The organism is Mycobacterium haemophilum DSM 44634 (genome assembly GCF_000340435.2).
Classification (GTDB): Bacteria; Actinomycetota; Actinomycetes; order Mycobacteriales; family Mycobacteriaceae; genus Mycobacterium; species Mycobacterium haemophilum.
The window spans coordinates 1,674,469-1,696,319 of the sequence record NZ_CP011883.2; the positions used below are offsets into that span (position 1 = coordinate 1,674,469).

The 21,851-nt window shown below is 62.0% G+C and carries 19 protein-coding genes and 1 pseudogene; 4 read left to right on the plus strand and 16 right to left on the minus strand.

The window, feature by feature from the left end:
- Nucleotides 1-10 precede the first annotated feature (10 nt).
- From B586_RS08055 to B586_RS21585, 12 genes and pseudogenes are all read right to left on the minus strand, one after another.
- Nucleotides 11-322, minus strand: a complete 312-nt coding sequence (locus B586_RS08055; RefSeq protein WP_054880238.1) for a hypothetical protein — start codon at nt 320-322, stop codon at nt 11-13.
- A 1,028-nt stretch (nt 323-1,350) separates the two neighbouring features.
- A complete protein-coding gene (locus B586_RS08060; RefSeq protein WP_054880237.1) occupies nt 1,351-2,793 on the minus strand; it encodes a phage major capsid protein in 1,443 nt (480 codons plus the stop codon).
- Nucleotides 2,794-2,798: 5 nt separating this feature from the next.
- Nucleotides 2,799-3,329: an HK97 family phage prohead protease gene (locus B586_RS08065; protein ID WP_054880236.1), complete on the minus strand. Its 531-nt coding sequence runs from the start codon at nt 3,327-3,329 to the stop codon at nt 2,799-2,801.
- Between the two features lie 304 nt (nt 3,330-3,633).
- Nucleotides 3,634-3,939 carry a hypothetical protein gene (locus B586_RS08070; RefSeq protein WP_054880235.1) on the minus strand — a complete coding sequence of 102 codons (306 nt, stop codon included), beginning with the start codon at nt 3,937-3,939 and terminating at the stop codon, nt 3,634-3,636.
- Complete coding sequence (locus tag B586_RS08075; protein ID WP_054880234.1) at nt 3,926-4,174, minus strand: hypothetical protein; 249 nt, start codon at nt 4,172-4,174, stop codon at nt 3,926-3,928. The genes B586_RS08070 and B586_RS08075 overlap by 14 nt, the downstream gene beginning before the upstream one ends.
- Entirely contained in the window at nt 4,171-4,461 is a 291-nt protein-coding gene (locus B586_RS08080; RefSeq protein WP_054880233.1) for a hypothetical protein, read from the minus strand. Before B586_RS08080 ends, B586_RS08075 begins: the two co-directional genes overlap by 4 nt.
- A complete protein-coding gene (locus tag B586_RS08085) occupies nt 4,454-4,741 on the minus strand; it encodes a hypothetical protein (protein ID WP_054880232.1) in 288 nt (95 codons plus the stop codon). Before B586_RS08085 ends, B586_RS08080 begins: the two co-directional genes overlap by 8 nt.
- A 166-nt stretch (nt 4,742-4,907) precedes the next feature.
- Entirely contained in the window at nt 4,908-7,079 is a 2,172-nt protein-coding gene (locus B586_RS19980; protein WP_264069061.1) for a DUF3854 domain-containing protein, read from the minus strand.
- 78 nt (nt 7,080-7,157) lie between these two features.
- Nucleotides 7,158-7,241: pseudogene (locus tag B586_RS22715) on the minus strand (DUF2742 domain-containing protein); the annotation flags it as partial.
- 25 nt (nt 7,242-7,266) lie between these two features.
- On the minus strand, nt 7,267-7,461 hold the full coding sequence (locus B586_RS19985) for a helix-turn-helix transcriptional regulator (RefSeq protein WP_082607561.1): 195 nt from the start codon (nt 7,459-7,461) through the stop codon (nt 7,267-7,269).
- Nucleotides 7,462-7,769: 308 nt separating this feature from the next.
- Nucleotides 7,770-8,948 (minus strand): tyrosine-type recombinase/integrase, encoded by a 1,179-nt coding sequence (locus B586_RS08095; RefSeq protein ID WP_054880231.1) that lies wholly within the window; start codon nt 8,946-8,948, stop codon nt 7,770-7,772.
- Nucleotides 8,949-9,230: 282 nt separating this feature from the next.
- On the minus strand, nt 9,231-9,455 hold the full coding sequence (locus tag B586_RS21585) for a hypothetical protein (RefSeq protein WP_211141592.1): 225 nt from the start codon (nt 9,453-9,455) through the stop codon (nt 9,231-9,233).
- A 374-nt stretch (nt 9,456-9,829) separates the two neighbouring features.
- Between B586_RS21585 and B586_RS08105 the strand changes: the two genes are divergently transcribed.
- The 4 genes from B586_RS08105 to B586_RS08120 all read left to right on the plus strand — a co-directional run bounded on the left by B586_RS08105 (nt 9,830) and on the right by B586_RS08120 (nt 15,565).
- Nucleotides 9,830-10,450: a hypothetical protein gene (locus tag B586_RS08105; protein ID WP_047315380.1), complete on the plus strand. Its 621-nt coding sequence runs from the start codon at nt 9,830-9,832 to the stop codon at nt 10,448-10,450.
- 292 nt (nt 10,451-10,742) lie between these two features.
- Nucleotides 10,743-11,054 (plus strand): sigma 54 modulation/S30EA ribosomal C-terminal domain-containing protein, encoded by a 312-nt coding sequence (locus B586_RS22510; protein WP_054880229.1) that lies wholly within the window; start codon nt 10,743-10,745, stop codon nt 11,052-11,054.
- Between the two features lie 289 nt (nt 11,055-11,343).
- On the plus strand, nt 11,344-12,009 hold the full coding sequence (locus B586_RS08115) for a PhoU domain-containing protein (RefSeq protein ID WP_156406737.1): 666 nt from the start codon (nt 11,344-11,346) through the stop codon (nt 12,007-12,009).
- Nucleotides 11,978-15,565 carry a hydantoinase B/oxoprolinase family protein gene (locus B586_RS08120; protein WP_054880227.1) on the plus strand — a complete coding sequence of 1,196 codons (3,588 nt, stop codon included), beginning with the start codon at nt 11,978-11,980 and terminating at the stop codon, nt 15,563-15,565. The genes B586_RS08115 and B586_RS08120 overlap by 32 nt, the downstream gene beginning before the upstream one ends.
- A gap of 15 nt (nt 15,566-15,580) precedes the next feature.
- Here B586_RS08120 and B586_RS08125 read toward each other — a convergent pair whose 3' ends face one another.
- From B586_RS08125 to B586_RS22720, 4 genes are all read right to left on the minus strand, one after another.
- The gene (locus B586_RS08125) at nt 15,581-16,492 is read right to left on the minus strand and encodes a 5-oxoprolinase/urea amidolyase family protein (RefSeq protein WP_047315384.1); all 912 of its coding nucleotides are present in this window, start codon (nt 16,490-16,492) and stop codon (nt 15,581-15,583) included.
- Nucleotides 16,489-16,650 (minus strand): hypothetical protein, encoded by a 162-nt coding sequence (locus B586_RS20845; protein ID WP_156166485.1) that lies wholly within the window; start codon nt 16,648-16,650, stop codon nt 16,489-16,491. The genes B586_RS08125 and B586_RS20845 overlap by 4 nt, the downstream gene beginning before the upstream one ends.
- A gap of 232 nt (nt 16,651-16,882) precedes the next feature.
- Complete coding sequence (locus tag B586_RS08135) at nt 16,883-19,789, minus strand: MMPL/RND family transporter (protein ID WP_054880225.1); 2,907 nt, start codon at nt 19,787-19,789, stop codon at nt 16,883-16,885.
- Nucleotides 19,786-19,914, minus strand: coding sequence for a hypothetical protein (locus tag B586_RS22720; protein WP_156166540.1), 129 nt, complete (start codon nt 19,912-19,914; stop codon nt 19,786-19,788). The genes B586_RS08135 and B586_RS22720 overlap by 4 nt, the downstream gene beginning before the upstream one ends.
- Nucleotides 19,915-21,851 lie beyond the last annotated feature (1,937 nt).

Here is a 21,851-nt window from a genome sequence, read left to right on the forward strand (position 1 = left end):
AGCGCACGTGTCAGGCCAGAGCTAGACGCCGCGCGCCAAGTACTTCATGTCCGCGTGGCCGAGCGTTATCGAAACACCCCGCGGCGCTCAGCACTTTCTGGAATGCCCCCAAAGCTGCGATGAGCGATGCCTCGGAGCTGTCGGGAAGCTCGATCGTCCAACTTGCCCGCAATTCGGCGGCAGCCGCCGTGTAGTCGGTATCGAAACCTTGGTTGGCCAACTCATCAGTGATGGAGTCGAGGAACGCCTCGAAACCGGCGTAGTCGTCAGGATCATTCTCGCCGGGCGTGAACTGAAACTCCATCTCGTACATATCGGCCATATTCACTCCCCTCCGTCCCAACATGTCACACGCGAGAGTTGTGCGCGTAGCTGCTTTTCATAGTAGGGGTTCGACGGGCTAACCTTCACGGTTTTTATATGGGCCTTGTCACATGGGCATTTCATCTTGAAGTACCTGTTGGGGCGCTTTTCGACCCGCCAGCCCTTCGCTTCTGCTTCGCGTAGAACTTGCTCAAGCTCCTTCTTTGGGTGCTTCGGCCGGCCCAACAGATATCACCGCCTCCGACGCGGCTGCACACCTGACATAGCGGTTAACGTAGTGTGTGCGTTCCGCGCCGGTCACGCAACTCGCCGCATCGCCCGTTCGGATGTGCGCCCGGTACGATTTCATCCGGCATGCATCGCTGCACCAGCACCCAGCCGGCCGGTCAACCGTTCAGGCCCGTTCTCGGGCATCTTCTTATAAAGAGCCACCAACACAAGCTTGTGGCCTCCCACCTGTCTTTTACTGACAGCAGCCAGCCCCAGCCCCTGCGCCGCTGGTTGTTGGTAGCGGACTTTTTATCGGAGCCGATAAAAAGTGTTGGCGGCCCGGAGTTGGATTGCGTCGCGGCGTGACACAGCTCGGCCCTGCCATTGTGAGGCGGTGGGGCCTGCGACCATGGTGAGGTGGCAAGCACAACATCTTTAGCGCAAGAGCTTCAACGCCGGGGCTACGGGTGCGGCACAGGCAATACAGTTGAGGGGAGTTCCTGCACTATCCAGGCAGGACCCGACGGAAAACTCGACGCACCATTTACAGTCCACATGCGTTTTCCCCTCTATCCCGATAACGGCGGCTTCCATTGGAACCGCGGAACCGTCCGCCGTGAACGCCTCGATATCGACACCTCAGCGTTAGCAGACTTGGTAATTGCCACAATCGAGGGGGCTTAAGACGTACCCCGATGTTGACCCATCAGGGTACGCACATTCGCGTACCCTGTTTCCTCGTCTGAGGGTTTACCCGGCCGGTCTTGAGTGCGGGCGAGGAGCAGCTCACGTGAATCCCGCCCGCACGGACGTCAACTAGGCGGTCGTCGGGATCGACAACAGCCGGAACGCGTTGGGGATGACCACATCTGAGCCGGTGCGGAACCACAAAAGTGCGCCACGTTGCCCGGTGGGCCGGCGGTTGGCTCCGAAGAGGTGGGGCACCAGCTCGACCGTACTTCCCACGCGATCAACGATGATGAAGTTTTGGAAGTCGCCGTACACCAGGACGTAGTTGTTTTCCGAAGCGCTGGCGTTGATCACGCCGTCCATGTTGCTGTTCTCGTAGATGCTGCGGCCCAGCAGCATCGGCGGATTCGTTTGCAGCTCAGGGAACTTCAATGCGCCGTTGGTGGTTTCCATCTGCCGCATCGCGTTGAGAAGGGCCAGGTTCGCGTTCCATGACGCCATCGGTTGAAAACGTGGCGGTAGTGCGTTCTGCACCGCGTACACATCTACAGCACTGAACGTTTCGGCCACCGCGGGCGGCACCAGCGGAACGGTGCCCGACGCTGCCACCAAGGCGGTAATGAGCCCGGTGGGCTGACCCGTGCCCGAACCTGTGGTGAACGCGGCAGCGGTCAACTGCTCAGCCCCATCGGCCAGCAGCTTGCCCAGCTCTGACATGAAATTCATGGCGTCGCCTTCGATTTCGAAGGAGAACGGCACGAACGCGTCGGCCTTGTGCACCGGGATGGACGGCTGGCCCAGCTCCGGGCTGGCGTCGGCCACCTCGGCGGCCTCAGCGATCCACTCGGCCGTCACACCAGCCGATGTGACGCCGTTCCACGAGTCGGTGGCGGTCTGCACCACGCGGCTGATCTGGCGTAGCGGGTTGATGCTGCCGTTCGACGTAAGCAATATGGCCGGATCAAGAGTCAGGGGCACCATGTAGCCGCCGGCGTTGTCAGTCAATCCCATGGCGCGCTGCTCGGTCTGCACCGCAGCCACGGCGCGGTAGGCGGCGTGTTCCTCCGTGGTCCATTCCAGGTGCCCGCGTTCGGGGTTGGCGAGCAGCTTCGCGAACGCCCGTTGGTAGTGCTCGTTGCCGGCCGCAGCGGCCCAGCGTTGCGTCCAGGCCTGGTGTACCGGGCTGCCGCTGCGCATCAGGCTCTCGACGAGCTCGGCGCCGCGGGCGTTGAGCCGGTCGTCCTTCACGGCGCGGTCGAGCGTGCGCATCGCGGGGTCACGCTGTCGGTCGCGCGGCCGGTCATCGTCGGGTGTGGTGCCGTCCATACGGTGCATGCCCGTAGCGCCGCCTTCGGTGCGATACTCGCCGTCGCGGACCAAGTGCATCAACTCGCCGAGCCGCTCGTCGCGGTCGCGGTCGGCCGCCCGCAGGGTTTCGGCGCGGCGGTGAATCGCTTGGAACCGTTCGGCGTCGGCGCCGGTCAGGTCGCCGGTCGTCGAGTCCAGCAGTTCCCGCGCAGCGCCGCGGGCTTGCTCGAAGGTCATGTTGTCGATGTCAATATCAGTCATGAGTGTTACCAATCCATAAGGGATAGCCGGGCTTCGGCTATCGAACGCGGAATTACAAGGGATTTCGATCTGATACCAGCGATTTCGGCACCCGGATAGGCAGGGACACCAGTCAAGCTGACCTCAAGCAACGCGGCCTCGACACGAACCACAACATCGCCTTCACGGCGGTCCCGGATAGGCCGGAAACCGACGGAGAACGAATCGACAACGCCAGCACGAACGTTCGCCAGCGCCTCGTCTCCGTCACGGGTGTTGGCGATCTCGAAGGCCGCGGACAATCCGAACCGTTCCTCGCGCAGCTCCACAGCCCGGCCGACTGGGTAGCGGGTGCGGGCATCGTGCGATACAAGCAGTTTCAGCTTGTGGCCGCGCTCGGCGATGCTGCGCGCAAACGCACCGGGCGCAAACCGCTCACGGTATTCGCCGTCGAAGTCGCGCACGGTGATCTCCTGGCCATACGGCACGACGGTGCCGAACACTGTACGACCGGTGCCGGACTGCAGTTCCGCTGCGCGGTAAAGGATTTCACTCACGAGTCCACCAAATTCAGGGCAGCAACGACGATGTGCGATGCATGGTGACCCGGATAGCGCGGGGTTGGCCGCCCCTGCGGCTCCCGGCGTCTCGGAGATACCGAGCTAGCCAGACCGGGTGCTTGACACGCGGTCTGGCTAGCCACCATAGCACAACAGGCCGACAAAACGGTTCCGCGACACGCTTGAGGAGGCGCGCTTGCGGGTCTGGCGGTCACATGACCGTCACGTGACATTGATTTGTCACGGGATAGAAGGTTGACTGGGGCCGCTGGGGTCAGGGGGCTGGCGTGACACACGATGCCTACCCCGCCCCCTGGTCGTCGGCCTGCCAGATAGGTCGGGCGTCTCGCAGCGGGTCGTTGCCGGGATAGGCAGCATGGAAGGCCAGCCAGTCACGCTCGACGTGAACTAGTACGTTGCCGGCAGCTTCTAGGTAGGCGGTCTCGGTGTCGCCGCGGAGAATGAGCGTCCCGTCTTCTGCGAAAGATTCGAGTGCGTCGACCGCCGCGTCTACTGTGCAGCCGGTCTGTACACAAAGGACTTGGATGGCTAGGTCGCGTATTAGGTTGCGTTCGTCGTCGTTCAGAGGGCGATTAATCGGGGTCATTTTGTGTTCCGCCTGGCAATTCGAGTTGGTTGGGCTCGGTCATAGCGTCCTCCTTAAGCGGTCGGCGGCGGAGCCGAAGCACGATGCGATTTCGCAGGAGCTTGCGATATTCGGCGTCGTAGTCGATGAATTCGAGAACCTGACTCAAGATAGGTTCCCTTCGCTGGCGATGCCGCGGACGGGTGTCCATTTGCGGTGAGTCGACGGGTATGCCCTTGCTGAGGTTGCCGCTCATGGCATCAGTCCTTCCGGGGTGTCGGGTAAGTCGGTGATGATGAACTCTGCATGTAACGGGGCGTCGCTGTCGAGGTGGTCTCGGTGCACCATGGCCAGTGTTCGGCCGCCCCACCGAAACTCGATGAGGTCGTCCTCTTTGGATAGGTGCATGCGTACACCGTGTTGGTTGTGTTCGCGGCAGAACGCGATGCGTTGGTCACGGTCGGCGGGGTCGAGGTTCGCGACGGCTTGGGTGAGCAGTGCCCGTATTCGGCCTGCCCGCTCGTCGTCATTGATGTCAGTCATCGGCGATTCCTTTCTGGGATGATGGCGAATTGGCGGAATCGTATGCAGCGAGCGCCTCACGCAGCCGACCAATGTCGCGCCGGTCCAGCGAATACGGGCCGAGTTCAACGCGCCAGCCGGCGGCCGAGTCGTGGACCAGCCGCAGCGGCATCGCCACCCACGAATCGGTCTCCTCGATGAATGGTTCTACGTCGCCGAAACTGTCGACCACCATGCGTTGGTAGTCGGCGTTGGCGATGTGTCGCGGCGCGTCGAGGACGGGGAAGCGGGAGCTGGTCATTTCGATTTCCTTTCGGTTGGGATGGTGAACTCGCCAGGTCTGCGGGGGCACGCCGCGATGGGGTCGGTGTCGGGCAGCCAATGCCGGCCGCCACATATTGGGCAAACGACATTGATCAGGCGGCGGCCGTCAGCGAGACGGCGGCGCGCACGGATCGTGGCCCGCTTCATCGGTCGTACCCCCTCATGACGGTGATATGGGTGCGGTGGCATTGCTCGCAGCGCGGTCGACCCGCCGAGGGTTTGCTGGACTGGCAGTCCATGCACAGCCCGGCGCGGTAGTTAGCGTTTTGGGCCGGGCTAGACGGGGCGACCACAGCGGTGTGCCCGTTTGTCGGGGTTATCCCGTTTCCAAAAAAGTCAGAAGGTGCTCTGGGAGAGACGTTCGTGTGGGTCTCTTTGGCCTCTGGACCTTCCTCTACACAAGGGACAGGAGGGTGACATGACTTTTTTGGAAACGTGGGCGGTTGAATTGCGGTCGGGTCGATATCGTTGGCGAGGGTGTAATGCCACACCGTTTTCCCCGCAGCGGTCGCGCCGGGAATCTCGTCACAGTCGGCGATCCCGAGCATGTGCAGTGCATCGAGCTGGCGGCGCACCGTGTTATACGGCTTGCCGAGGGCCTGCCGTATGGCGTTGGTGGTGTCATACGGATGGTCGGCGAGGTGGTCGATGATGGCCAGCCTTAGTGGAGGCATGGAGTCGCGGGCGCAGCGGATGGCTAGCCGCAGCGCTGCACCCCGGTCGAGTCCGACGGTCATCGCCCCCCGAAACAGCTGCGCAAGCTGCTTGGCGAACCGCGTGGGCATCTCGGGTGCGTGGGCGTCGATGACGTCGCCGTTATAGGAGTATTCGACGGCGGTGCGCGCCAATGTCACCAAGTCCGCGGCCCGCAATATCATTTCGGCCTCGTGACTGTCGGGCTGGATCGCGCCGTCGTAGGTGAGGTGGTCGAGTAGCCCAGCTACGGCCTGCCTGAGTTCGTGGCGCATCACGGTTTCGCCGCCGGTGTTGGTGATGGCTTGTCGGCCGGCTGCTAGCCGGTGATCGCGGCTGGACGTGCGGCACAAGACAAAACGGTCGCCCATCGCGGCGATGACCGCATGGTGGGCGTCCCACGCGGTCGTTACTGCGCCGATGGTGGCGACACGCCCGGTCCATGGGATTTTGCGGCCGCCGTCGGTGCCGAGTCTGCGCACCCAATATCCATCGTAGATTTCACGGAGCGCTGCGAGGACTTGCGCGCGCTGGTCGCGGTGCATCGACAAGATTGAGGTTACGTCTTTGACAACGAGAATGCCGGTGTCGCCGATCTCGCGCAGCAACCCGCCGGTGGCGTCTTTGGCGCGGTCCTTGGCGGGTGTGCCGGATAGTAGAGCCGCTTCGCTGGTGATGGTGGATACGACTAGTGCGCCGATCGCGCCGAGTGATTGCACGAGTTCGGTTTTCGCGTTGCCGCTGCCCGAGACCAGCATGAGCCAGAGCGGGTCGCCGTCGAGGCGTTCGGCTGCGGCGCACGCCATCACCGCGTTGAGTGCGTCGATATCGAGCGCGTCGCCGAGCCAGCGGCGGAACACGTCACGCACATCGTCTAGCGACATCGTCTGCGTGACCGGTATTTCCGGCTGCGGTGCTGGCTGTGACGCCTGGTCTGGCTCAGGTGTCGCTGGTGGCGGTGCTGTCGGCTTGACGAGCCGCCACAGATCGTCAACGGTGTGACCGCCCGTCAGGTAGTCGTCGAGGCCGGTTTTGTCATCGGTGTCGGGTAGCCAGAGATATTCGATGCGTGCACCTTTGGTTGCGAGGTACGCGGCGAGGCTGCGCACGGCCTTCTGCACCGACTCTTTGCGCGCTACGTCACCGTCGAACGCGATGATCACCCGACGGCCGTTCAGGGCGATGTCGCGCCACTCGGGTAGCGCCATCTTCCCGCCCGACGTGTTGGCGCCCAACCAGTTCCATACACCGACCAGACCGACGATGCACAAGCCGTTGACGGCGCCGCAGTCGGCTTTCTTGACACCTTCTGTCACCCAGAGGGGTATCGATGGGTCGGCGAGCATCGGGCCGACACCGGGCGGGACATCAATACCGTTGCGCTGCTGCCACGGTGTCTCATACTTGACCGGCTTGCCGTCACGCAACCGTGGTTCATCCGGTCGGTACTGGTACCCCCATGTACTGCCGTCGCTGCGCAGCATCGGGACAAGCAATCCCGGGATCCGTTGCCCTGCTTTGACTACCTTCGTTCGGGCGAGGAATGACGACTGCGCGGGGCCGCAGGTCATGTAGCCGCGCAGCGCGGCATGCTCGGGTGTGATACCCGACGCGGCCAGCATCTCGAGGTGGTCCTGGGATAGTGCCCGCCGTGGCCGGGTCAGAGGGTCGGTGTCGCTAGCAATCCCCGAGGGGTGGTGCGGTGCGGTATGCTGGGCGGTAGATGTGGGGTCTGCGGGTGCCCGGTCCTGTGTGGCCGGGCATCGTCGCGTCGGGGGGCTCATGATTTGTGGCTCAGGGGGAGAGCGGTCATGCCGCCCCCACCGGCTGCAGCAGGTGTGTCAGACTGTCGCGGTCGATGCGGATAGCGCGCGGCCCGACCCTGTGGGCCCGGAGGGTACCGTCCGCTATTCGCCGTCGAATTGTTTTTGGGCACAAGCCGGTCGCTGCGGCGACCTGACCGATCGTGAGTAGTACGGGCATTTCGAGTTTTTGGGTGGTCATAACTGACCACTAATACCCCTGGGTGACTTTTGCGCAACCGGGTAAAACCTTGAAATGCCTGTATACCCATGGGTATTCAGCCCAGGGATCTGCGGACTACCAGCAAACAGATGGCGTTTGCATTTGTTTATGAGGAAATCGTTACGGTCTGTCACTTTGGCGTACTTTCGCGTACTTTCGCGTTACCAATGACAACCAACGACGGCGATTGCCTCTTAACGTTCCATCGCTTATCCGTGAACTCGGCTAGGGTCGCAGCAAAGCTCGCGTGAGACTTTCGGGTACAGTGCCTGAGCGGCGAAAACTTTTTAGCTTCTGGCCGGCGTGTCGGGCGTGTCGCTGCCCCTGGCGAGTGCCGATAGAGCCTCGGCGATCTCGGCGTCCCGCCCGGACACGATGCCCTGATAGATCAGAGACGCTTTGACTGTCGAGTGCCCCAGCCTGCCCATGGTTTCCACGAGGTTGCCGACCCGGGCTGTTTGTGTGCCGGCGAAGTGGCGGAGATCGTGGATGGCTGGTCGCGGCTTCTTCTTTCCGTCGCGGCCGATCGCGGTGAGCGCGGTCTGGAAATACCGCCGGAACGTTTTGTCGGAGAGGTGGCAGCTGCGGTCGGCTGGGAAAGCAAGCGCGTCAGCGCCTTTGGCGACGAAAGCCGTCAGATGGTGCTTGATCGCGGGGCGGATGTGCGGGGGAGTGACGACCTTGCGGCCTCGTTTGGACTTTGGGGTGTCGACGAAGCACCTGCCGTCGCGGTGGACGACGCCGCGTTCGACGGTGATGAGTGCGCGGTCGGCGCTGAAATCCTTGCGCCTGAGTTCGGTGACTTCACCCCACCGGAGCCCGCACCACGCGCTGATGAGGATGAGTGCTTTGTATCGCTGATCTATTTCGTCGGCGAGCTGACCGACCTCGGCAACGTCGAGGACCACGGCGCTTTTCTTTGTGGCGGCATTGCCCGCACCCCTGATCTGTGCCGGGTTGACCGACAGATGCCCGTCGGAGACGGCGGTCGCCAGCATTGCGTGAAGGAGCTGGTACGCGTGGCTACGGTAGGTGGGCCGGTCGATCAGTGTGGCTGAGTGCCATGCGCGAACGGCTTCGGTGGTGATGTAGGCGAGTGGGGCCGTGCCGATCGGGGTCGACTTGATGTGCTCATCAAACAGGCGCTCGTAGTGGATGCGCGTCCGTTCTTTAAGGGGTTCACCCCTGACGGTGCGCTCCTTGATCCAGGTCGGGCCGTACTGGGCCAACGTGAGTACTTGGGCCTTCTCCTCCGCGGCGCGCTGCGCCGGGGGCGTCCATGCATTGAGGTCAATCAAGCGGCGTTCACGCGATAACCAGCCTTCAGCGTCGATCTTGACTCCGAAGGTGTGCGGCGCCTTGTGGCGTACCCCGTCGGGGCCGATGTAAGAGGCTTGCCACCGCTTCTGTCGTCGGCCGCTTTGGCGTAGCCAACCCCACCCGCGATGTCCCCGTTTTCCGGTCACCCAGCCGCCTAAATGATGTTATCCATGTGTTATCCGCATGTCAGATTGTGGACTCTTGTGGGTATTGGTGTCCCCGGAGTACAGTGGGCATCGCAGCAGGTAACAGGCATATTATGGCTGGTATCGGCTGTGCGGAGCAACTACAGAGGCGGCTAATTCGATCCCAGCCGGGACCACCAGAGTAGTTATCGAGGTCAGCCGTTTGAGAACGCCTTTCGGAGGCGCGCGGATCCCCTTCGTAATCGGTGATTTGGGGCCAAACTGGCGTCAGCTCCCACCCTCCTAAACGTCGTCGAGCGGGCCGAGCACTGCAGCGCTGTCGTCAAGTTCGTCGTCAAAGAGTTCGCGTAGGTGTGCGCCGTCACGATGATCGACGCGTGGCCCATGGCCTTCTGCAGGGCGGCTCAGGTCGGCCCCGGCCCTGCGCGACAGCGACGCGTAGGGCCGGCGCAGATCCCCCACCCTGGGGAGACGCGATCGCCGGTGCGCCGTGAGGTCGCGCGTCAAGCCGCGCCTTAAGTATTGGAATCAAGCGTTGGGGGAGTGGGTACTGAACGTCGGCCAGCCTGTGATTTCGGATTGCCGTCCATCAGTTTGCCCCCGGACCTGTGTCATTGACCGACGCACGCGAGTCGGCGAGCACTCAGTCGACATCCTTGACATTAAGGCTGCGAAGTCCAGTTTTACCTTGCGAAGTCCAGGGTTGGTTTGCGAGTTGCTGTGTGGTGGGGGAATGCCGGTACGCACGCACCGGCGGCAACTGCCGAATTGCCGTCCGGCTGACCGCCGCCCGCCCATTGCCGCGTCTTACCTGAGGGAGGACGATGAAGTAGTCCGGCGGCGCCGTCGAGACGCTGCCCCACATACAACGGAGGCAGATCATGTATGCACGAAGCACCACCATCCAAGGGCAGCCCTCGTCCATTGACGCCGGTATCGCTCATACGCGCGACAGTGTGATGCCCGCGCTCGAGGGCATCGGCGGGTGCGTTGGCTTGTCCCTGTTGGTCGATCGAACGTCCGGTCGCTGCATTGTTACCACCTCCTGGGAGTCTAAGGAGGCGATGCGCGCAAGCGAGGAGTCTATTCGGCCGATTCGTGATCGGGCTGCCGAGCTATTGGGTGGTAGCAGGTACGCCGAGGAATGGGAGATCGCAGCGATGCATCGCGAGCACCGCGCGAGTGAGGGTGCCTGTGTCCGAGCCACCTGGGTCAAGGTCGACGCGGATCAGATCGATCGAGGCATCGACTTCTACAAGATGACGATCCTGCCCGCTCTCGAGGAGCTGGAAGGTTTCTGCAGTGGCAGTCTGCTAGTCGACCGAGCATCCGGTCGTGGCGTGGCTTCGGCGACCTTCGACAGCGTCGAAGCGAGGGATCGCAACAGAGACCAGTTGGACAGGATCAGAGCCACCGGCAGCCAGGAAGTAGGTGCACAGGTCCTCGACGAGTGCGACTTCGAGTTGGCGCTCGCACACCTGCGTGTCCCCGAGATGGCTTGACTGCACGCGCAGCAGCGCCAGCTGCCGTCACCAACTTACACGTGGGGGCGACAGCTGTCCTGTTCCGTGAAAGCTTGATTGGTCCGGTCCACAGTCGCGACCTCATGTGAAACAGTGCCGCCGGTGCGGCCCTGCTCGAGGTGCCGTGCCGGGGCCGTCGGTAAACAGCGGGCCGAGCGCGCCGTCCGCCACATCTAAAAGGGGGACTCTTGCCAATCCTGTGACTGCCAGCGAAGCATCGACTCTAGCCGCTGCTGGGGCCGGGAAGATGTGAAGAGAGCGGATTCGGTGAGTGCCGCGACCATGGCGGCTGCGCCCGTGGCCCGACCGGTCCCGCCCGCTGTGGATTGCTGCTGGAGCGGTGATTGTCCGCCGCAAAGCCTATGTGCTGCAACGGGTTACACCGTTGCATGCGGTGGCGGTGATGGATGCGACGGACTATGACGTGCACTTGTTCGCCGACGCCCAGACCGGGCAGGGTGCCGTGGTATATCGGGTCGGACGGCAACCTCGGGTTGACCACACCCATCAAACAATAACGCCGGCCAAGCCGACCGACCTGACCGGCGAGGTCGGACGCGCGGCGCCGAGCACCCACCCATGAGACGATTGTCAGCAAGCAACACGCCAACAACACCCCTTTCGTCGAGCGTGCCATCCACACCTCCAACAACTCCCGGAGATCCCGCCGGCTGTATTCCCGCTAAACCCAGCCGTTTTTGAGAAAGCGGTTACGCGGGGAGCCACGTTTGGGAAGGCCGCTGGAACGCGCCGGGACGGAGTTTTATGTTCCCCACGGCCTCGAACAGCAACCGGTCATCGGTCGGCACTGAGTGTCGGACCTGGTTACGGCCAACGTTTGTGGGGCTCGCCGACGCGTAGTCTTACTGACCGTGGCGGATGGCGAACCGGGGGGTCAACAGATGCGGCAAGCGCGGGCCCAGGGGTTCGCGGGCATGACTGCTCAGCTGGTCCACCTCATTCGTCTTGCGAGCACCGCAATGAGGCACGCCACGGCCGCCCTATTCAACGCTGATCCTCCCGCAGCCGAAAGCATTACTGCCGCCTATGAAGCGGTGTCCGTCTTGCGTGATGAGCTCGAGGACCATGCGGCCGTGCTATTAGGACTTCGTGTCCAGTCGGGAGTGCTAGAGCTGCTGGCAACCATCGCGGCTGTCCACATCGATGCCGAAACCGAGCGCATTGGGCAACTGGCGCGCGAGGTCGCCGATATCGCCCGGACCCGGCGTGGCTGGGCGTCGATATCGGCCCCACTTCTGGGCGTGCTTCGTGAGCTGAGTGAGGTTCGCTTCGAAACAGCTGCAAAGGCAGCCGATGTCGTGGAGTCGCACACGGCGACTAGTGCAGTGGAGCTGGCCGCACGCTGTCACGAGCGTTTTGCGGAGCACGCACGAGCGCTCACGCGTTATCGTGCGCTGCTCGCCGTTGGGGCGCCAAGCGGCCGAGGCGGCATGCGGGGAAACCCCCAGCTCGCCGAAAGCTGGTGCACGATGAAAGGGAGTCCTAGTGGCCGGTGCGGGGTGGCAGTTTTGGGTTGACAGGGGTGGCACCTTCACCGACATCGTGGCGCGTCGGCCAGATGGGCGATTACTGACGCACAAGCTATTGTCGGAGAACCCTGCGCGGTACCGCGATGCGGCGGTTGCCGGGATCCAAACGCTGCTCGAGACCGCCGAAGATGCGGTGCCGGTTGCGCAAATCGAGGCGGTGCGGATGGGCACCACTGTGGCCACAAATGCGCTGCTGGAGCGCACGGGGGAACGCACGCTGCTGGTGATCACTCGCGGTTTCGGTGACGCGCTGCGCATTGGCTACCAGAATCGTCCTCGCATTTTCGACCGGCACATTGTGCTGCCAGCGATGCTGTACGAGCGGGTCGTCGAGGTCGACGAGCGGATCACGGCCGAGGGTGCCGTGCTGCGCGCGCCGAATCTGGAGCTGCTGGGCGAACAGCTGCGGCAGGCCCACGTCGACGGGATCCGTGCGGTTGCAGTGGTGTGCTTGCACAGCTACCTGTATCCGGCGCACGAGCGGGAGATTGGCAAGCTGGCCGAGCAGGTTGGCTTTGTCCAGATCTCGCTGTCATCGGAGGTCAGCCCGCTGATGAAACTGGTCCCCCGAGGCGATACCACCGTGGTCGATGCTTACTTGTCCCCGGTGCTACGTCGCTACGTCAACCAGGTGTCGGACCAGATGCGCGGCGTGCGGTTGATGTTCATGCAGTCCAATGGCGGGCTGGCCGAGGCAGGGCATTTCCGCGGTAAGGACGCAATCTTGTCGGGTCCGGCCGGGGGCATTGTCGGCATGGTACGGATGTCGGCACTGGCGGGGTTCGATCACGTCATCGGTTTCGACATGGGCGGCACCTCCACTGACGTGTCGCACTATGCCGGCGAGTACGAGCGGGTGTTCAACACCCAGGTGGCCGGGGTCCGGCTGCGCGCACCGACGCTCGACATCCACACGGTGGCCGCGGGCGGCGGGTCGATCCTGCATTTCGATGGCACCCGCTATCGGGTAGGCCCGGACTCCGCCGGAGCCGACCCGGGCCCGGCCTGCTACCGCGCCGACGGTCCGCTTACCGTCACCGACGCCAATGTGGTACTCGGCCGCATCCAGCCCGCGCATTTCCCGGCCGTGTTCGGTCCCGACGGTCAGCAGCCGCTGGACGCCGACATCGTGCGGCGCAAGTTCACCGAGTTGGCTGCCGCCATCCAGGCGGCCACCGGTGATGACCGCTCACCCGAGCAGGTCGCCGCGGGGTTCCTGCGGATCGCGGTGGCGAATATGGCCAACGCGGTCAAGAAGATCTCCGTCCAAAAGGGACACGACGTGACCCGGTACGTACTGGCCACATTCGGCGGCGCCGGTGGGCAGCACGCGTGCGCGGTCGCCGATGCGCTCGGCATCCGTACCGTGCTCGTCCCCCCGATGGCTGGTGTGCTCTCCGCGCTGGGGATCGGCCTGGCCGACACCACAACGATGCGGGAGCAGTCGGTGGAGATCCGGCTCGAGACCGCCGCCCTGGAAAGATTGGCCACCGTCGCGGACTCCCTTGAGCAGTCCGCGCGCGCCGAGCTCGTTGACGAGGGCGTCCCGGCCGAGCGGATCCGGGTGGTTCGCCGGGTGCATCTGCGCTACGACCGAACCGATACCGTGATCCCGGTTGAACTTGCTGGGCTTGAGGCGATGACCACGGCGTTCGAAGCCGGCCACCGTGCGATGTACTCGTTTTTGATGGACCGCCGGCTGATCGCCGAAGCGATCTCGGTGGAGGCGACCGGGATCACCGAGCAACCCGATCTGTCCGACCTGGCTGATCAGGTCGCTGGCAGCGCCCACACGGAGGCCATCCGGGTCTACTCGGGCGGAAAATGGCGCGAAGCCCCGTTGCGTCACCGGGAGCGGATGCGGCCAGACGAGACTGTGATCGGCCCGGCTATCATCGCCGAGGCCAACGCCACCACCGTCGTCGACGACGGTTGGCAGGCGACGATGACCCAGTCCGGGCATCTGCTTGCCCAGCGGGTGGTTGCCCCCGCGCAGCCCAATGCAGGAACCGAGGCCGATCCGGTGCTGCTGGAGACCTTCAACAACCTGTTCATGTCGATCGCCGAGCAGATGGGTTTTCGGCTTGAGGCGACTGCCCAGTCGGTGAATATCCGTGAGCGGCTGGACTTCTCGTGCGCGCTGTTCGATCCGGACGGCGACCTGGTCGCCAATGCGCCGCACATCCCGGTTCATCTCGGCTCGATGGGCACCACCGTTAAGGAAGTCCTCCGTCGCCGGGTCGGCGTCATGAGGCCCGGTGATGTGTTCGCGGTCAACGATCCGTACCACGGCGGCACTCACCTGCCGGATATCACCGTGGTAACCCCGGTCTTCGACGCTGCGGGCAAGCACATCCTGTTCTTTGTCGCCTCACGCGGGCACCATGCCGAAATCGGCGGGATCACCCCCGGTTCCATGCCAGCCAGCAGCCACGACATCCACCAAGAAGGTGTGCTGTTCGACAACTGGCTACTGGCCGAGGATGGACAATTCCGCGAGATCGCAACTCGGCGCCTGCTTACCGAAGCGTCTTTCCCGTCCCGCGATCCCGATACCAACCTCGCCGATCTGCGCGCGCAGATCGCTGCCAACCAGAAGGGCGTCGATGAGGTCAGAAAGATGATCGATCACTTCGGCCCTGATGTCGTGCAGGCCTACATGCGCCACGTCCAGGACAACGCTGAGGAAGCGGTCCGGCGCGTCATCGACAGGCTTGAAGATGGCGAATACCGCTATCGGATGGATTCCGGTGCGACGATCGCCGTGCGTGTCAGCATCGACCGCGCCGCTCGAAGTGCGATCATCGATTTCACCGGGACCTCGGGCCAGTTGGACACGAATTTCAACGCGCCGTCTTCGGTGGCGACCGCCGCGGTGCTTTACGTGTTCCGGGCCTTGGTCGCTGACGACATCCCGCTCAACGATGGCTGCCTGCGTCCGCTGCACATCGTCATCCCGGAAGGGACGCTGCTCGCACCGACCTACCCAGCCGCGGTCGTTGCCGGCAATGTTGAAACCTCACAAGCCATCACCGGCGCGCTGTTCGCCGCGCTGCGGGTGCAGGCCGAAGGAGCCGGGACAATGAACAACGTCAGTTTCGGTAATGAGCGCCACCAGTATTACGAAACCCTCGGATCCGGTTCCGGGGCCGGTGAAGGGTTCGACGGTACGTCGGTGGTGCAGACGCATATGACGAACTCCCGGCTCACCGATCCCGAAGTGCTCGAATGGCGCTTCCCGGTGCTGCTGCAGCAGTTCGCCATCCGTCGCGGCAGCGGTGGTGCCGGACGATGGCGTGGCGGTGACGGCGCCGTGCGCCGGATCCAATTCGGCGAGCCCATGGTTGTGAGCATGTTGTCCGGGCATCGGCGGGTAGCTCCCTACGGTATGGCTGGCGGCTCACCCGGGACGCTGGGACGCAACTACGTAGAACGGGCCGATGGCAACACCGTGGAGTTGGCAGGGTGCGACTCGACCGAAGTCCAGCCCGGCGACACACTGGTCATTGAAACCCCGGGCGGCGGCGGATACGGCACAGTCTGACCCGTTCAGCGCTGACTACCGCCGGCGCGGCCGTGACCAATGCAACCGAACCTGCTGACCAGGGCGGATCTGTGTGACTCGGTCGATGTCGTGATCGCTAACTACCCCAATTACTGGATAGCTGCCGGTCACCGGATGATCCGGGCCAAAGATGACTGGCAACCCGTTAGGCGGCACCTGGATCGCGCCGCGGGTCACACCCTCGCTGGGCAACTGGCGATCCGGCCAGCGGTGCTGCAGCGGCCGGCCGTCCAGGTGCATGCCAACCCGATCGATGCGGTCGGAGGCCACCCACTCGGTATGCACCAGTGCATCGGGATCAGTGAACCAGTCGTCGCGCGGCCCGGGCACCACATTGAGCTCGATCGGGTCCCCGATGAACCACGCCACCGGTGCCTGGTCCAGTTCGGGAAAGTCCGCGGTGTGTTCCCCAACGGGAAGTACGTCACCGGGCTGCAGCGGCTGCGGACCGATACCCGACAGCACGTCGTAGCTGCGTGAGCCCAGCACCGGCTCGACCGCGATGCCGCCCCGCACGGCCAGGTAACTGCGCAGCCCAGAGTGTGGTGGGCCCAGTGAGATCACCTGACCGTCGTGTACGTAGTGAATGCTGTTGATGCCGAAGGGGATTCCATTTGCCGAGGGATCGGTATCCGCGCCGGTCACAGCGATCGCGATGTCACCGCCGCGTACCTGTGCGGTCAACCCGCCGAAGGTCACCTCGATCGTGGCGTAGTCGGCGGGATTGGCCACCAGCCGGTTGGCCAATCCATGCGAGCGCCTATCTGCGGCACCGGAGCGGGTGACCCCAAGATCGGCTAGGCCGGGCCGGCCGAGGTCTTCGACTAGCGCAAGCGGCCCGGTGCGCATGATTTCAAGCGTCGGGGCAGGGGAGCGAACCGACCTGGTGGTGAACTCGGTCGTCATCGCGCCTCCCGGAATTGCTCCCAATTGCGAGGTATCGGCGGCGCCGGATCGGCGATAACGCCGTCGGCGACGGTTGGCACTTCGATGGTGCTGTCGAAGTGCAGCAGAAGGGCATGGGTTACATAGTCGAGCATTCTCAAACCCGTTGCGACAGTCACACGTTGAACTTACCTCTGAGTAACGGCCGGCGCCGCAAGCTTTCAAACCTTGCCAGAAATGTGCCTCGTCGATCGCGATCCGCACCGTGGTCCTTCACGCCTGATGCCGACCAAACACATGAACGCCAACCTCGACGGCGGATCTCGGCCGCCACTGACGGCACCAACGGGCCGTCGGCCGGAGTGCAAAAGATTGTTGTCAGCTTCTGATCAACGGCGATGCCGACGATCGTCACCCCTCAAGGCAAGGGTGCGCGTGATTGTGTCGGCAACAACAGCAGGCGACCGGGACGGAGGAGGCTGATCGAGCTCGGAATCGGGTGGCGGGCCGGCTATTTACTCTCAGGGGCCACCAGAACCAGCGTCCCAGTAGGGCGGCGATGGAGGGCGTCATGAACGAACGAACGATTAAGGTGTCGACGAGCAAGCCCAGGGCGATAGTGGTGCCAAGCTGACCAATGATCCGCAGGTCGCTGACGATCATGGACGCCATCGTGGCGGCGAATACGAGGCCTGCGGATGTCACGACTTTGCCGGTACCGCCCATCGCGCGGATGATAGCCGTGTTGAGCCCGGCGCTCATCTCTTGTTTGAACCGCGAGACCAAAAGCAGGTTGTAGTCAGATCCGACCGCCAACAGAACGATGACGGACATGGCGAGCACCAGCCAGTGCAATTGGAAATTGAATATATGTTGCCACACCAGTACGGATAGTCCGAAGGACGCGCCGAGTGAAAGCGCTACCGTGCCCACAATGACGAGGGCTGCAACTAAGGCTCGCGTGATGATCAGCATTATGATGAAAATGAGGCAAAGAGAAGAAATCCCGGCAATCACCAGGTCATAACTAGAACCGTCGAAGAGGTCTTTGTCGACGACTGCGGTGCCCGTGAGATAGATCCTGGCGTCTTCTAACGGGGTTCCCTTGAGTGCTTCCTCGGCCGCGGTCTTGATTGGATCGACGCTGGCGATTCCTTCGAGCGATGCGGGGTTTCCTTTGTGTGAGATGATGAAGCGAGCCGCTTTTCCGTCCGGCGACAAGAATAGCTTCATGACCCGCATGAAATTGGGGTTGTCGAACACCTCGGGGGGAAGGTAGAACGAGTCATCGTTCTTGGCGGTGTCAAAAGCCTTACCCATAGCCGTCACGTTATCGCTTTGTTCAGCCATCTTGTTGTAGATCCCGGACATGGTGCTGTGGACGGTGAGCGTCATCTTTCGCATGTCCTCCATCGTCGCGATCATGCGTGGCAAGGTCGCGGCCACTTGAGGCATGAGCTGGTCAAGGTTTTTCAAGTCCCCCAGCAGGGCGGTCACATTCTCGGCGATTTGGTCCACACCATCTAGTGCATCGAATATCGACCTCAACGACCAGCAGATCGGAATATCGAAGCAGTGTTTGTCCCAGTAGAAATAGCTGCGGATCGGCCGCCAGAAATCCTCAAAATCCGCGATGTGATCTCGCAACTGGTCGGTAGCATCTTTCATGCCGCTCGTGTCGAGCATTGTGCGGTGAGTGTTATCGGCAACCTGAGTCATCAGGTAGTACTCGTGCTTCAGGATCTCGATCGATTTAGCCATATCATCGGCTTGCTGCTGCATGTTGTCCATCGTGTTTTGCTGATACTTCATATTCTCTATTTGAGTGGCATTTTGCATGCTGATCTGAAATGGAATCGAAGTATGCTCGATCGGACTTCCCTGGGGTCTGGTTATGGCCTGCACTCTGGAGACACCCGGAACATGGAAGATTGCTTTGGCGACTTTGTCTAAAACCAAAAAGTCCGCGGGGTTACGCATGTCATGATCCGATTCGATCATGAGAACGTCGGGTTTCAGCCTGGCCTGGGAAAAATGGCGGTCCGAGGCGGCGTATCCGACGTTGGCGGGGCTGGCGGCTGGCATATAGGCACGGTCGTCGTAGCTTGCCGTGTATCCGCGCAGAGCGAGCAGGGCGACCAGGGTGAGAGCACTTGCCGCGGCCAGGATAGGCGCAGGCCAGCGAACTACCACGGTGCCGACGCGCCGCCATCCTCGTGTCTTGATCGTGCGCTTGGGGTCGAACACACCCAAGCGCCCGCCTACGGTAAGAATCGCCGGTCCCACGGTGATCGCTACCGCGAGCACGACCAACATGCCCACGGCGTTAGGGATGCCTGCGGTCTGGAAGTAGGGCAGTCGGGCAAAACTGAGGCAGTACATGGCCCCGGCGATGGTCATTGCAGAGCCCACGATCACGTGGGTAACCCCGCGAAATGTCGTGTAGTAGGCGGTTTCGCGATCCTCACCGGCCTGGCGGGCTTCGCGATAACGTCCGATGAGAAAAATCCCGTAGTCGGTTCCCGCGGCGATCGTCAGGGCCGTGAGCAGGTTTACCGAAAAAGTGGAAAGCCTAATGAGGCCGGCATGCCCCAGAAACGCCACGATTCCTCGGGCCGCTGCAAATTCGATCCCGACCGTGCACAGCAGAAGTATCACGGTAATGGGCGACCGGTACACCAGAAGCAACATGATGAAGATCACCACGACGCTGGCGATGGTGATTCTCAGGAGAGATTTGTTGCCCGTGTTGTGCATGTCCGTAATCAGCGGCGATGGCCCGGTCACCAAGGCATGGATCCCAGCTGGCGGAGGTGTCTGTTCCACGATTTTTCGGATCGCTAGGACGGACTCGTTCGCTAATGGCTCGCCCTGGTTACCAGCGAGATTTATTTGAACATAAGCGGCCTTGTCATCGGGACTTTGCGCGCCCGCCGCGGTCAGTGGGTCCCCCCAGAAGTCCTGGACATGCTGCACGTGCTTCGTATCTGCTTTTAACTTGCGAATCAACTCGTCGTAATACTTGTGAGCGTTCTCACCGAGAGGCTGGTCGCCCTCCAGGACAATCATCGCCAGACTGTCGGAATTCGATTCTTGGAATACTTGGCCGATGCGTTTCATCGCCACTAGTGAAGGCGCATCTTTAGGCGCCATCGACACGGCACGTTCTTCACCGACTTTTTCCAGCGATGGGACGAAGACGCTCAGGACGACGACAAGCGCTACCCAAGCGAGGATTATAGGGATTGAAAATCTGCGGATCGTACGCGCTATAAATGGCTGTTCGGCAGGGTTACTGCTTCCGTAGTTAGTGCTCATACAGTTTCCGCGATGCAGCAGTAGCGGGCGCTGACGTCGTTAGAAATTCGCTGGGATCCGACCGTGCCACTCGCGACGAATCGACAGTCAATGCTGTTATTATCCTGCGTCACAACCGCCCTCATCGCCGCAGGAGGTACACCGAGCAAGGCATCGTGTACTCCACCAACCCGCCCTCGGACCGGAACTAACTTTGAAATAACTCATCTCTGCTACCGTTCCGTCAATGCAAATGCCTCATCAATTAACTGCGTCAATATCGACGTGCCCGGTATCCTAACCCGCACTCCACTCGTGCGGGCGCGAAACCAACGTAATCGTGGCGACGCGACACGGTGACCCCCATGCCGACGCCATCGGGATCACCTGCGACTGCGGCCGCTCGCTAGCGCGAAGATGGCGCTCGCGACGCTCATGACAGCGATTATGGTCACCCACCCCCACACGGACGGTGGCCAAGAACGACATACCGCGGCGATGGTTACAGTGGTGATCAGGGACAAAGCAATCGCAAATGCTCGTCGAATAAGGTGGCTGCGCGCGGCAAAAACAAGTACCGTAAGCGTGAATGCTATAGATCCCGCCATAGTGATTACTGTGGAGTGGCTCGACGTTGTTGTGACCGTCGGAATTGAATCCATCGTGACGAGTGCAGCAAAGGTGAGACCGCAGCATAAGAGCATTGGAAATGCGGGGTGTTTAAGCCGACGATCTAATTCTGCAGGATCGGTGCGGCGAAGCGTCTTCCAGGTCATCAGCATATTCACGAACAGATACGCCAGAACTGCCGACATGGCTACAAAAAACGCGGCATGCCAGGCTCCGGCGACGGTGAAGTGATGGGGTCGCCCCGCCGTCCACCACGTCGGAGGTGGCGTCGGGTCGGACCACCATCGGTATTGAACCCACCCTGACACCGCGACAGCAATAACCGTCGCGAACAACATTGGCAAGCGCGACGGCCTGCTTGCTCCTTGTCCACGCTGTCCGCGTCCGAGCACCAGCAAGGCCGCAGTTAGCAACGGCAATAGTAGTGTGTCACCAAGTGAATAGGACCGGTGATAAGGCCAGGTCAACACATTGGTTGGCCAGGGCAGCAGCAGCCACATGCCTATTAAGACCCCGGGTCCAAGAAGCAGGACCGATATTGCCGCCGCGGCAGGAACAGCGACCACGTATTGTCGCTGCCGAAGAGAACGCGTCATCGATCTAATCACCACTTCTTAATCACGCAGATAAAACCGGTCAGTTCGATCCACCACTTCGGATGACCGCGAATTATGTCACGGTTTTGGACAACCAATAGACGCTATCGATAATCTCCGAGATGATGATGTGACTGAGATAACCTGCCGCATCGAACCCCGGCGCGTTATCCCTGCGGGTCGGCAAGACGGCGGCACGTGCTGATGTCGCGAGATCACAGCTGCACTCGATGCAATGGCCAAGATCGTCAACTCCTTTCAGAAGACCAACTCATCCCAGCTGCATCGGCCTGCGCGCCATCGCTCTTCCCGATCCACCACATAACAGTTGCATATAGAATCAGTAGCCGTCAACTACTGCATCCTTGGTGAATTGGCTGGGTGGGCTGGTGCGCTTGACCCGGTTTAATGGTAGTGGGTTCAGGTGGCTACTCGCCGCGCCTGTTGTCGCCGACACGATCACGCGCACCATCGCCGTTGATGAGAGGTAGTGATGACCTTTGTTGCCGCAGCCGCACGCGCACTTGTGCACCGCGGTGCAGTAGGAGATCGACACGTAGATGACACGTCGAGCACGCCGTCTTGAAGGTGTCGTGAAATGTACTCGACGAATTCCGGCATGAACACGGTCTGCTTCATTCGTTGGATCCTCGTTGCAGAGATGGTTACACGTTGGTCGCGTAGGCGCCGCGCGTTGAGGTCTCCAACTTGAATGTTGCTGTTGTGCCCGTCGCTGCAGTTCCTTGCTCCCTGTGCGAATGTGGCCGTGCTGACGATCCCGGCCAGGACTCGCCCGTCCGATACACGCTCACACACAGTCGATGAACGAAACGCCGTACTATGCCCCAACATCCATG